The following is a 12464-nucleotide window of genomic DNA, read 5'->3' as shown; positions in this document are numbered from 1 at the left end:
GAGCGAGCCGGGCGACGCTCTGCGTCAGCCCCTCTGCCCAAGCCTTACCTGCGTCGGGCGTTCTTCATCGAGATCTGGTCATTCAATGTCCAGAAGTCATAGAGGATGCCCACCAGAAACAGCCCGCCGGTAAACAGGTAGATAACCCCGGTAATCCACTTGCCCTGGTACATGCGGTGCACGCCGAACAGGCCGAGGAAGGTCAGCAGCACCCACGCCACGCTGTAGTCGGTGGAGCCGGGGGTAAAGCGCAGGTCGGCGTCACGGTCCATCGACGGGATCAGGAACAGGTCAATCAGCCAGCCAATGCCAAACAGACCGAACGTGAAGAACCAGATGGTCCCGGTGACCGGTTTGCCGTAGTAGAAGCGATGCGCTCCCAGGAAGCCGAAAATCCACATCAGGTAACCCATGACCTTGCTGTGTGTGTCTGAACGATAGGCGTTCATTTTTGCCCTCTTTGCGCTGATAGAAAAAAATACATAACAAAATTGTGACTTGGTTTCCCTATTCCGACGTATGGCACATGAGGCGGTTTAATGCCGCCAAGCCCTTGTCGCTAAAGGGATTAGCCCGAAAAAAGAAAGAGTCTGTCGCATAAAATGCAATGATGCCACTGTGATGCGCTCGACAAATGGGGTCAGTTTTTTTGAAAAAGCTGTTATAAAGTTGCGCGCTGACCACCATGAGCCCTGCCGAATGCGTCCTTTTTTCAAGACATGGCTAACCATTTGCCTATTTATGCCACTGGCCGCCCACGCCACCAATCGTGAGCAACAACTTCCTGCGAGCTTCACGGGCTACACCGCCAAAAGCCACTCTTCACCGGCACTCGCGACTCGCAATGCACCCAAGGAAGCCACCACCACCCGAACTCAGTACGGCGCTACCAGCGCCGTCCAGAAGCCGCTTTCACGCAAGAACGCCAAAAAAATCGCGGCCTTGCAGGCTTCTGCACCTGCCAAGCAAGGCAGCGCCGTTGTAAAACGCGCCTTGCAGGCTGTGGGCACGCCTTATCGCTGGGGCGGCACCACGCCCGGCAAAGGCCTGGACTGCAGCGGACTGGTCAAATACGCCTACACGGATGTCCGTGAGGTCGACCTGCCACGCACCTCCAATGCCATGGCCCAGGGTCATGGTCAAACGGTGGATCGCAAGGATCTGAAACCCGGTGACCTGCTGTTCTTCAATATCAAGAGCCGCAACATCAACCACGTCGCCATTTACCTGGGCGACAACAAGTTCGTTCATGCGCCGCGCCGTGGCAAGGCCGTAACTGTCGATACGCTGAACAAACCGTATTGGAACAGTCACTACAAGATCGCCAAGCGCGTGCTGCCCAAGCAACCAGGACAGATGCGTGTGGTTCAGCGCTGATCCTGGTATGAATCCGCGGTCCGCAAGCCGCATCTGAAAAAAGGGGTCTTGAACGCGTTCAAGACCCCTTTTTCGTTCCTGCAGCCTCCCTGCGATCAGAAGTTATCCGGCACCTTGGCACGTTCGCGCGCGCTTTCGCGGGTGATCAGCCCCTTCTTCACCAGATCGGCCAGGCACATGTCCAGCGTCTGCATGCCCATCGAGCCGCCCGTCTGGATCGACGAATACATCTGCGCCACCTTGTCCTCGCGGATCAGGTTACGGATCGCCGGGGTGCCCATCATGATTTCGTGCGCTGCCACGCGTCCGCCGCCGACCTTCTTGAGCAACGCCTGCGAAACCACGGCGTGCAGCGATTCGGAGAGCATCGAGCGAATCATCGATTTTTCCTGAGCCGGAAACACATCGACGATCCGGTCGATGGTCTTGGCTGCTGATGTGGTGTGCAGCGTGCCGAATACCAGGTGGCCGGTTTCAGCCGCGGTCAGCGCCAGGCGGATGGTCTCCAGGTCACGCATCTCCCCGACCAGAATCACGTCCGGGTCTTCACGCAACGCCGAGCGCAGCGCCTCCGAGAAGCCCAGTGTGTCGCGGTGCACCTCGCGCTGGTTGACCAGGCACTTCTTCGACTCGTGGACGAATTCGATCGGGTCCTCGATGGTCAGAATGTGGTGATGCTTGTTGTTATTCAGGTAGTCGATCATCGCCGCCAGGGTGGTCGACTTGCCTGAGCCGGTCGGGCCGGTGACCAGAATCAGGCCACGCGCCACGTCGGTAATCTTCCGAAACACACTGCCCATGCCCAAGTCTTCCATGCTCAGGATTTTCGAAGGGATGGTCCGGAAGACCGCGCCAGCACCGCGGTTCTGGTTGAAAGCGTTGACCCGAAACCGCGCCACGCCCGGCACTTCGAAGGAAAAGTCGGTTTCCAGCCGTTCTTCGAAGTCCTGCCGTTGCTTGTCGTTCATGATGTCGTAGATCAGCGCCTTGACCTCCTTCGCGTCCAGCGGAGGCAGGTTGATACGCCGTACATCGCCGTCGACGCGGATCATTGGCGGCAGACCTGCAGAGAGGTGCAAGTCCGACGCGCCCTGTTTGGCACTGAAGGCCAGCAGCTCGGTAATATCCATACAGCTCCTCAATCACATAGAATGCCGCAGACTTTAGCCCTGCTGGCGCAAATCAATGTCCACGATAGCAGCGAACATTTCAACGCTCGAACAGCGAATTCGCGACGCAGCGCTTGCTGCTGAGCGCGATCCAGCGTCCGTCGGCCTGCTGGCGGTGAGTAAAACCAAGCCCGCCAGTGACCTGCGTGAAGCTTACACCGCAGGTTTGCGCGATTTTGGCGAAAATTATTTACAGGAAGCACTGGGCAAACAGCTCGAACTGAGCGACCTGCCCTTGTGCTGGCACTTTATTGGCCCCATTCAATCGAACAAGACGCGAGCTATCGCCGAGAACTTCGACTGGGTACATTCCGTGGACCGCCTGAAAATCGCTCAACGCCTGTCCGAGCAACGCCCCGAAGCGCTTGAACCGCTGAACATCTGCATTCAGGTGAACGTCAGTGGCGAAGCCAGCAAATCGGGCTGTACGCCTCAGGACCTGCCTGCGCTGGCCGCAGCCATCAGCGCCCTGCCGCGACTCAGGTTGCGCGGCCTGATGGCCATCCCCGAGCCTACAGACGATCCTGCAGCGCAGAACGCATCCTTCGCCGCAGTGCGCACGCTGCAGGAGCAATTGCACCTGCCGCTCGACACACTTTCCATGGGCATGAGCCACGACCTGGAAGCCGCCGTTGCACAAGGCGCGACCTGGGTGCGCATCGGCACCGCTCTTTTTGGCGCCCGCGACTATGGCCAGCCATAACCTCTTCACAAGGACCCCTTCATGAGCAAGACCCGTATTGCCTTCGTTGGTGCCGGAAACATGGCCGCCAGCCTGATCGGCGGCCTGCGCGCCCAGGGCGTGGAGGCGGCACTGATCAGTGCCAGTGCGCCGGGTGCCGAAACCCGCGAGCGCATCGCCAACGATCACGGCATCCAGGTATTCGCCGACAACGCCGACGCGATCAATGGCGCCGACGTGGTGGTACTGGCGGTCAAGCCGCAGATGATGAAAAACGTCTGCCAGGCCTTGAAGCCCAGTCTCGAACCTCACCAGCTGATTGTTTCGGTCGCGGCCGGCATCACCTGCGCCAGCCTGACGCAGTGGCTGGGCGAGCAGCCGGTGGTGCGCTGCATGCCCAATACGCCCTCACTGCTGCGTCAGGGTGCCAGCGGGTTGTACGCCACCGACAACGTCACGCCAGAGCAGCGTGAGCAGGCCGAGGCGTTGCTGGCCGCAGTCGGCATCGCGGTCTGGGTCGAGCAGGAAAAACACATGGACGCTGTCACGGCAGTGTCCGGCAGTGGCCCGGCGTATTTCTTTCTGATGATGGAAGCGATGACTGCGGCAGGCGTGAAACTGGGTCTGCCGGAGGACATTGCTAAAAAGCTGACCCTGCAGACAGCGCTGGGCTCGGCCTTGATCGCGACTGGCAGTGATGCAGGCGCTGGCGAGCTGCGTCGTCGCGTTACATCGCCGGGCGGGACCACCGAGGCGGCCATCAAGGCATTTCAGGCGGGCGGATTCGAGGCACTGGTGGAAACGGCACTGACCGCCGCAGACCATCGTGCAGCCGAGCTGGCTGAACAACTGGGCAAATAATTTTCGGGTTTTCTGGAGCAGATCGATGATCGGATTGAACACCGCTGCAATTTACGTCCTGCAGACGCTTGGCAGTCTTTACCTGCTGATCGTGCTGTTGCGCTTTGTCCTGCAACTGGTACGGGCCAACTTCTACAACCCGCTGTGCCAGTTCATCGTGCGCGCCACCCAGCCGCTGCTCAAGCCGCTGCGACGCATCATCCCCAGCCTGTTCGGGCTGGACATGTCGTCGCTGGTGCTGGCGATCATCGTGCAGATGATCCTGATGGCCCTGACCCTGCTGCTGATGTTCGGCACCACGGGCGACCCGCTGCACCTGCTGCTGTGGTCGATCATCGGCGTGACCGCGCTGTTCCTGAAGATCTTCTTCTTTGCCCTGATCATCAGCGTGATTCTGTCGTGGGTCGCACCGGGCAGCCACAACCCTGGCGCGGAACTGGTCAACCAGATCTGCGAACCGGCACTGGCACCGTTTCGCAGGATCGTCCCGAACCTGGGCGGCCTGGACATCTCGCCGATCCTCGCATTCCTGGTGCTCAAGCTGCTGGACATGCTGGTTATCAACAACCTCGCCGCCATGAGCGGCATGCCGGATGTGCTGCGGCTGTTGATGTAAGCCCCCTTGTTCCCGCGCTAGAGGTTCCCGCGCTGGAGCGTGACGTTCGAAAGAACGCCTATCGTGCCCATGCTCCGCGTGGGCATGCCGTTCTCGACGCTCCGCGTCCTATCCGGAGCATGCGGCACGGCGCAGATCTGTGACGCGGAGCGTCACCCGAGGCATTCCCGCGCTGGAGCGTGAGGAACGATCACCTCGTAACTATCGTGCCGTTGATTTACGTCTCACAATATCCCTTATTGCCGCTGCACCCCGCGGTCTTTAGACTTACGCCTCATTTATGCGAGAGCAGGGTCGATGCCCACGGTATTCCCTCACGATTCTGTCGGACTGGTCACACCGCAAACGGCGCATTTCAGCGAGCCTCTGGCGCTGGCCTGTGGTCGTTCGTTGCCAGCCTATGACCTGATTTACGAAACCTACGGTCAACTCAACGCCGCACGCAGCAATGCCGTGCTGATCTGTCATGCGCTGTCCGGGCACCACCATGCCGCAGGCTTCCACAGTGCCGATGACCGCAAACCCGGTTGGTGGGACAGCTGTATCGGTCCCGGCAAGCCTATCGACACCAACAAGTTCTTCGTCGTCAGCCTTAACAATCTGGGCGGCTGCAATGGCTCCACCGGGCCGAGCAGCATTGACCCGGACACCGGCAAGCCGTTCGGTGCCAATTTTCCGGTGGTGACCGTGGAAGACTGGGTCAACAGTCAGGCCCGGCTGGCGGATCTGCTGGGTATCGACACTTGGGCAGCGGTCATTGGCGGCAGCCTGGGCGGCATGCAGGCGCTGCAATGGACCATCAGCTACCCGGATCGCGTGCGCCATTGCCTGGCGATCGCCTCTGCCCCCAAGCTGTCGGCACAGAACATCGCGTTCAACGAGGTGGCGCGCCAAGCCATTCTCACCGACCCTGAATTTCACGGCGGCTCGTTCCAGGAGCGCGGCGTCATCCCTAAACGCGGCCTGATGCTCGCGCGGATGGTCGGGCACATCACTTATCTGTCGGATGACTCGATGGGCGAGAAATTCGGCCGTGGTCTGAAGAGCGAAAAACTCAACTACGACTTCCACAGCGTCGAGTTTCAGGTCGAGAGCTACCTGCGTTATCAGGGTGAAGAATTTTCCGGGCGTTTCGACGCCAATACCTACCTGTTGATGACCAAGGCACTGGATTACTTCGACCCTGCGGCGAACTTCAACGACGACTTGGCCAAGACATTCGCCAACGCCACCGCCAAATTCTGCGTGATGTCGTTCACCACCGACTGGCGCTTCTCGCCGGCCCGCTCGCGGGAACTGGTGGACGCGCTGATGGCCGCGCGCAAGGACGTCTGTTACCTGGAAATCGACGCACCTCAAGGCCACGACGCCTTTCTGATCCCGATTCCGCGCTACTTGCAGGCTTTCGGTAATTACATGAACCGAATTTCGTTGTGAGGACGCCATGAGAGCCGATCTGGAAATCATTCAGGAATGGATTCCCGCAGGCAGCCGCGTGCTCGACCTGGGCTGCGGTGACGGCGAATTGCTGACCTGGCTGCGTGACCACAAGCAGGTCACCGGCTACGGGCTGGAAAACGACGCGGCCAACATTGCCGAGTGTGTCGCCAAGGGCATCAACGTCATCGAGCAGGACCTCGACAAGGGGCTGGGCAACTTTGCCAGCAACAGCTTCGACGTCGTGGTCATGACCCAGGCCCTGCAAGCGGTGCATTACCCGGACCGAATCCTCGACGAGATGCTGCGCGTCGGTCGCCAGTGCATCATCACCTTCCCGAACTTCGGTCACTGGCGCTGCCGCTGGTACCTGGCGAGCAAGGGCCGCATGCCGGTGTCCGAATTCCTGCCGTATACCTGGTACAACACGCCGAACATTCACTTCTGCACCTTCGGCGACTTCGAAGAGCTGTGCCGCGAGCGCGATGCGCAGGTGCTCGACAGGCTGGCGGTCGATCAGCAGCACCGTCATGGCTGGGCCAGTAAACTCTGGCCCAATCTGCTCGGCGAGATCGGCATCTACCGCGTCACCAGCCCTGGGCTGACGGACCACAGGATTGCCGTTTAACCGACCGTTCCCAAGCACCACGACAGGCCAACCATGAACCTCACACAACTCGTACTGGCCAGCCACAATGGCGGCAAACTCAAGGAACTCCAAGCCATGCTCGGCGGCAGTGTAACGCTGCGCTCGGTCAGCGAGTTCAGTCTGGTGGAGCCGGAAGAAACCGGCCTGTCATTTGTCGAGAATGCAATCCTCAAGGCACGCAACGCCGCGCGTCTGTCCGGTCTGCCTGCGCTGGCCGACGACTCAGGGCTGGCGGTGGACTTTCTCGGCGGTGCGCCGGGTATCTATTCCGCACGCTACGCCGATGGCCAGGGCGATGCCGCCAACAACGCCAAGCTGCTGGAAGCGCTCAAAGACGTGCCGGACGACCAGCGTGGTGCACAGTTCGTCTGCGTATTGGCGCTGGTGCGCCACGCCGACGATCCATTGCCGATCCTCTGTGAAGGGCTGTGGCACGGGCGCATCCTGCACGCCGCCAGCGGTGAACACGGCTTCGGCTATGACCCGCTGTTCTGGGTGCCGGAGCGCAACTGCTCGAGTGCCGAACTGGGCCCGACCGAGAAGAACCAGCTCAGCCACCGCGCCCGCGCGATGGTCCTGTTGCGGCAACGCCTGGGTCTGCAATGACCCACGATTCGCCTGCGCAGCCGCTGTTTCTCGGCGAGAGCGGCTTCTCGTCAGAGAGCCCGCGCCCTGCACTGCCGCACCTGCCGCCGTTGTCGCTGTACATCCATATTCCGTGGTGCGTGCGCAAATGCCCGTACTGCGACTTCAACTCGCACACTGCCAGCCCGGTGCTGCCGGAACAGGAATACGTCGACGCCCTGCTCGCCGACCTGGACCTGGACCTGCCGCACGTCTACGGCCGCGAGCTGCAATCGATCTTCTTTGGTGGCGGTACGCCGAGCCTGTTCAGCGCCGATGCGCTGGGGCGCCTGCTGCAAGGCGTCGAACAGCGCATCCGCTTTGCCAGCGATATCGAGATCACGCTGGAAGCCAACCCGGGCACCTTCGAGCAGGTCAAGTTCAGCGCCTATCGCGGCCTGGGCATCAATCGACTGTCGATCGGCATTCAGAGCTTTCAGGAATCCAAACTCAAGGCGCTGGGCCGCATTCACAACGGCGACGAAGCAATTCGTGCCGCCGATATGGCGCGTCAGGCCGGTTTCGACAACTTCAACCTGGACCTGATGCACGGCCTGCCGGATCAGTCCCAGGACGAGGCGCTGGCCGATCTGCGCCAGGCCATTGCCCTCGCGCCGACCCACCTGTCCTGGTATCAACTGACCCTGGAGCCCAACACGGTGTTCTGGAATCAGCCACCGGTGCTGCCCGAAGACGACATTCTTTGGGACATTCAGGAAACCGGACAGCAGTTGCTGGCCACTCATGACTACGCGCAATACGAAGTGTCGGCTTATGCACAGCCCGGAAAACCGGCGCGGCATAACCTCAACTATTGGGCGTTCGGTGATTTCATCGGCATCGGCGCAGGCGCACACGGCAAGCTGAGCCACCCGGACGGGCGCATCATGCGCACCTGGAAAACCCGGCTGCCCAAGGATTACCTGAACCCGGACAAGCCGTTTCAGGCCGGTTCCAAGCTGTTGCCGCTGGATGAATTGCCGTTCGAATTCCTGATGAACGCACTGCGACTGACAAATGGTGTGGACGCTGCGTTATTTCGCGAAAGAACCGGTCTAAGCCTCGATTCGCTGGCCGAGGCGCGTCGACAGGCTGAACAAAAGGGGTTGCTGCACCAGGACCCGACACGCCTGATCGCCACGCCACAAGGCCAGCTGTTCCTCAACGACCTGCTGCAATACTTTCTGATCTAAGGACCCTGCATGGATTTCGTACTCGATTTGCTCGCCACCGTCTCGCGCTGGAGCCGCAGCAATCTCTCGGAAATCGCGCTCGCGCTGGTGGGCTGTCTGCTGGTGCTGTTTGGCTCGGACATCAAAGGCTGGCTGGAACAGCGAATCAGCGGCATCACAGGTGCTCTGCGCATCCCGCTCATCGCCCTGCTGTGCGCCGTGGGCAGCGGCGCGGCGCTGATCTATGCCACGCCTTGGGTAGTGCGCGGCCTCAGCCAGTTCAACAACTACAGCCTGGCGCCGGTGCTGTTGGTGGTGCTGGTGCTGATCGGGGTAATTGCGGACCGCAAGTAAGCGCTGCTTTTTCAAACGCAGCAAAAAGCCCGGCATCTCTGCCGGGCTTTTTAGTGTTGCCGATGCAGATCAAGGCACCAGTTTGTCCAGCAACGCCTTGTCACGCACCGCGCCCTTGTCAGCGCTGGTCGCCAGCAGGGCGTAGGCCTTGAGGGCGGTGGTCACTTTGCGTGGACGCGACTCGACAGGTTTCCAGCCTTTCTTGTCCTGTTCGGTGCGACGCTCGGCCATCTCGGCATCGTCGATCAGCAGGTTGATCGAGCGATTGGGGATGTCGATCAGCACCTTGTCACCGTCGCGCACCAGACCGATCGCTCCGCCTGCCGCCGCTTCCGGTGAGGCGTGGCCGATGGACAGGCCGGACGTACCGCCCGAGAAGCGACCATCAGTCAGCAGTGCGCAATCCTTGCCCAGCCCCTTGGACTTCAGGTAGGACGTCGGGTAGAGCATTTCCTGCATGCCCGGGCCGCCTTTCGGGCCTTCGTAGCGAATGATGACAATGTCGCCCGCTTTGACTTCGTCAGCGAGAATCCCGCGCACCGCGCTGTCCTGACTTTCGAAGATCTTCGCGTTGCCTTCGAAGACGTGGATCGACTCGTCGACGCCAGCGGTTTTCACCACGCAGCCGTCCAGTGCGATGTTGCCGTACAGCACGGCCAGGCCACCTTCTTGCGAATAGGCGTGCTGGACGCTACGAATGCAGCCGTTTTCACGGTCAGCATCCAGGCTGTCCCAGCGGGTCGACTGGCTGAACGCGGTCTGCGTCGGGATGCCCGCCGGGCCTGCCTTGAAGAAGGTGTGCACGGCCTCGTCGTCAGTCTGGGTGATGTCCCATTTGGCGATGCCTTCAGCTAGGGTCTTGCTGTGTACGGTCGGCAGGTCGGTGTGCAGCAGGCCGCCACGGGCCAGCTCGCCGAGGATGCTGAAGATCCCGCCCGCGCGGTGCACGTCTTCCATGTGGTACTTCTGGATGTTCGGCGCGACCTTGCACAGCTGCGGCACCTTGCGCGACAGGCGGTCGATGTGGCGCAGGTCGAAGTCGATCTCGGCTTCCTGAGCAGCGGCCAGCAAGTGCAGGATGGTGTTGGTCGAACCGCCCATGGCGATGTCCAGCGTCATGGCGTTCTCGAACGCCTTGAAGTTGGCGATGTTGCGCGGCAACACCGAGTCATCGTTTTCCTTGTAGTACTGACGGCACAGGTCAACGATGGTGCGGCCGGCCTGCAGGAAGAGCTGCTCGCGGTCGCTGTGGGTGGCGAGTGCGGAACCGTTGCCCGGCAGGGCCAGACCCAGTGCTTCGGTCAGGCAGTTCATCGAGTTGGCGGTGAACATGCCGGAACACGACCCGCAGGTCGGACAGGCGCTGCGCTCGTACTCGGCGACTTTTTCGTCACTGGCTGTCGAGTCGGCGGCGATGACCATCGCATCGACCAGATCCAGGCCGTGGCTGGCCAGTTTGGTCTTGCCCGCTTCCATTGGCCCGCCGGAGACGAAGATCACCGGAATGTTCAGGCGCAACGACGCCATCAGCATGCCCGGGGTGATCTTGTCGCAGTTGGAAATGCACACGATGGCGTCGGCGCAATGCGCATTGACCATGTACTCGACCGAGTCGGCAATGATCTCGCGGCTCGGCAGCGAATAGAGCATGCCGTCGTGGCCCATGGCGATGCCATCGTCGACCGCAATGGTGTTGAATTCCTTGGCCACGCCACCGGCGCGCTCGACTTCACGCGCGACCAGCTGGCCCATGTCCTTGAGGTGGACGTGGCCGGGTACGAACTGGGTGAAGGAGTTGGCGATGGCGATGATCGGTTTCTTGAAGTCTTCGTCCTTCATGCCCGTGGCGCGCCACAGGGCACGAGCGCCGGCCATGTTACGGCCGTGGGTGGACGTTTTCGAGCGGTAATCAGGCATTGAAACACTCCGGCAAAAATAAGGCTGATCAGGAAGGGAGTGAGCTTCTATTGACGTCGCGGACGAGCGGCAGTGACCGCAGGCAGCGAAGAAACCGAACACCACGGGATCACCGTGTATTCGGCCTGAGCTCATAAACCCGCCGGGGATGACTGGCGATGAATAGCGCCGATTCTACACCGCCGGGTGGTTTGGTGGGGTCCGAATATCGGTCTTGGCACGGCGTTGCAAATCCCGATGGACAAAAGGCTGTCAGCCCATCTATCTTCCTCGGCAGGCCGCCTCATGTGGCCACGTCGCTCGGACGGTTCCGGGCGCTTACGTACGCGAGATACTCATGGCAGACCAAGGTTCGCCGCGCCGCTTTGCGCGCATCGATCGACTCCCCCCTTACGTGTTCAACATCACCGCCGAGCTGAAAATGGCTGCTCGTCGTCGCGGTGAGGACATTATCGACCTGAGCATGGGCAACCCCGACGGGGCCACACCGCCGCACATTGTCGAAAAACTGATCACCGTCGCCCAGCGCGAAGACACCCACGGCTACTCCACCTCGCGCGGCATTCCACGCCTGCGTCGGGCGATTTCCAACTGGTACAAGAAGCGCTACGAGGTCGACATCGACCCTGAAAGCGAAGCGATCGTGACCATTGGTTCCAAGGAAGGCCTGGCCCACCTGATGCTCGCCACGCTGGATCAGGGCGACACGGTGCTGGTGCCCAACCCCAGTTACCCGATCCACATCTACGGTGCCGTGATTGCCGGCGCCCAGGTGCGATCGGTGCCGCTGGTGCCAGGCGTGGACTTCTTCGACGAGCTGGAAAAAGCCATTCGCGGCTCGATTCCCAAGCCGAAGATGATGATTCTGGGCTTTCCGTCCAACCCGACTGCGCAATGTGTGGAGCTGGATTTCTTCGAGCGCGTGGTGGCCCTGGCCAAACAGTACGACGTTCTGGTGGTGCATGACCTGGCGTACGCCGACATCGTCTACGATGGCTGGAAAGCCCCGTCGATCATGCAGGTGCCGGGCGCCAAGGACATTGCCGTGGAGTTCTTCACCTTGTCCAAGAGCTACAACATGGCGGGCTGGCGGATTGGCTTCATGGTCGGCAACCCCGAACTGGTGAATGCACTGGCGCGGATCAAGAGTTACCACGACTACGGTACCTTCACGCCACTTCAGGTGGCGGCGATTGCCGCGCTGGAAGGCGATCAGCAGTGCGTGCTCGACATTGCCGAGCAGTATCGCCAGCGCCGCAACGTGCTGGTCAAGGGCTTGCACGAGCTGGGCTGGATGGTCGAGAACCCCAAGGCCTCTATGTACGTCTGGGCGAAGATTCCACAGGCTTATGCGCACCTGGGTTCGCTGGAGTTCGCCAAGAAGCTGCTGGCCGAAGCCAAGGTGTGTGTCTCGCCGGGCATCGGTTTCGGTGAGTACGGCGACGATCATGTGCGCTTCGCCCTGATCGAGAACCAGGACCGCATCCGCCAGGCCGTTCGTGGCATCCGCAGCATGTTCAGGGCCGACGACAAGCTCAAGTCCTGAGTTCCTTCTGAGACACCGCGCCTGCTGACCGACTGCGCTCGGCAGGCGTGGACGCTGCAA

The 12464-nt window shown here is 60.9% G+C and carries 13 protein-coding genes; 10 read left to right on the top strand and 3 right to left on the bottom strand.

Annotation, left to right across the window (positions count from 1 at the left end; genetic code table 11):
- Positions 1-44: 44 nt before the first annotated feature.
- The gene (locus tag PI739_RS08120; protein ID WP_271351685.1) at positions 45-449 is read right to left on the bottom strand and encodes an NINE protein; all 405 of its coding nucleotides are present in this window, start codon (positions 447-449) and stop codon (positions 45-47) included.
- A 250-nt stretch (positions 450-699) separates the two neighbouring features.
- Between PI739_RS08120 and PI739_RS08115 the strand changes: the two genes are divergently transcribed.
- A complete protein-coding gene (locus PI739_RS08115) occupies positions 700-1377 on the top strand; it encodes a C40 family peptidase (RefSeq protein ID WP_003432065.1) in 678 nt (225 codons plus the stop codon).
- A 95-nt stretch (positions 1378-1472) separates the two neighbouring features.
- Here PI739_RS08115 and PI739_RS08110 read toward each other — a convergent pair whose 3' ends face one another.
- On the bottom strand, positions 1473-2507 hold the full coding sequence (locus tag PI739_RS08110; RefSeq protein ID WP_003366137.1) for a type IV pilus twitching motility protein PilT: 1035 nt from the start codon (positions 2505-2507) through the stop codon (positions 1473-1475).
- Between the two features lie 55 nt (positions 2508-2562).
- Here PI739_RS08110 and PI739_RS08105 point away from each other — a divergent pair, with 55 nt between their 5' ends.
- The 8 genes from PI739_RS08105 to PI739_RS08070 all read left to right on the top strand — a co-directional run bounded on the left by PI739_RS08105 (position 2563) and on the right by PI739_RS08070 (position 8941).
- The gene (locus PI739_RS08105) at positions 2563-3249 is read left to right on the top strand and encodes a YggS family pyridoxal phosphate-dependent enzyme (RefSeq protein WP_003366136.1); all 687 of its coding nucleotides are present in this window, start codon (positions 2563-2565) and stop codon (positions 3247-3249) included.
- A gap of 21 nt (positions 3250-3270) precedes the next feature.
- Positions 3271-4089, top strand: a complete 819-nt coding sequence (gene proC, locus PI739_RS08100; protein WP_003366134.1) for a pyrroline-5-carboxylate reductase — start codon at positions 3271-3273, stop codon at positions 4087-4089.
- A 25-nt stretch (positions 4090-4114) separates the two neighbouring features.
- Positions 4115-4705 (top strand): YggT family protein, encoded by a 591-nt coding sequence (locus tag PI739_RS08095; protein WP_003366132.1) that lies wholly within the window; start codon positions 4115-4117, stop codon positions 4703-4705.
- A 297-nt stretch (positions 4706-5002) separates the two neighbouring features.
- Positions 5003-6142: a homoserine O-succinyltransferase MetX gene (gene metX, locus PI739_RS08090; protein ID WP_003432070.1), complete on the top strand. Its 1140-nt coding sequence runs from the start codon at positions 5003-5005 to the stop codon at positions 6140-6142.
- Between the two features lie 7 nt (positions 6143-6149).
- The gene (gene metW / locus PI739_RS08085; RefSeq protein ID WP_003316724.1) at positions 6150-6770 is read left to right on the top strand and encodes a methionine biosynthesis protein MetW; all 621 of its coding nucleotides are present in this window, start codon (positions 6150-6152) and stop codon (positions 6768-6770) included.
- 33 nt (positions 6771-6803) lie between these two features.
- Positions 6804-7397, top strand: a complete 594-nt coding sequence (rdgB, locus tag PI739_RS08080; RefSeq protein ID WP_003366128.1) for an RdgB/HAM1 family non-canonical purine NTP pyrophosphatase — start codon at positions 6804-6806, stop codon at positions 7395-7397.
- The gene (hemW, locus tag PI739_RS08075; protein ID WP_271351683.1) at positions 7394-8608 is read left to right on the top strand and encodes a radical SAM family heme chaperone HemW; all 1215 of its coding nucleotides are present in this window, start codon (positions 7394-7396) and stop codon (positions 8606-8608) included. The genes rdgB and hemW overlap by 4 nt, the downstream gene beginning before the upstream one ends.
- Before the next feature lie 9 nt (positions 8609-8617).
- Positions 8618-8941 (top strand): DUF3392 domain-containing protein, encoded by a 324-nt coding sequence (locus PI739_RS08070; RefSeq protein ID WP_002551720.1) that lies wholly within the window; start codon positions 8618-8620, stop codon positions 8939-8941.
- Positions 8942-9010: 69 nt separating this feature from the next.
- Here PI739_RS08070 and ilvD read toward each other — a convergent pair whose 3' ends face one another.
- Positions 9011-10858, bottom strand: coding sequence for a dihydroxy-acid dehydratase (ilvD, locus tag PI739_RS08065; protein ID WP_044308688.1), 1848 nt, complete (start codon positions 10856-10858; stop codon positions 9011-9013).
- A gap of 337 nt (positions 10859-11195) precedes the next feature.
- On the opposite strand from ilvD, the gene alaC reads away from it, so the two are divergent.
- Positions 11196-12404, top strand: coding sequence for an alanine transaminase (gene alaC / locus PI739_RS08060; protein WP_003346356.1), 1209 nt, complete (start codon positions 11196-11198; stop codon positions 12402-12404).
- Positions 12405-12464 lie beyond the last annotated feature (60 nt).

The organism is Pseudomonas cerasi, from assembly GCF_027983475.1.
GTDB classification, from domain to species: Bacteria; Pseudomonadota; Gammaproteobacteria; order Pseudomonadales; family Pseudomonadaceae; genus Aquipseudomonas; species Aquipseudomonas cerasi.
This window is presented reverse-complemented; position numbering and strand designations above follow the sequence as displayed.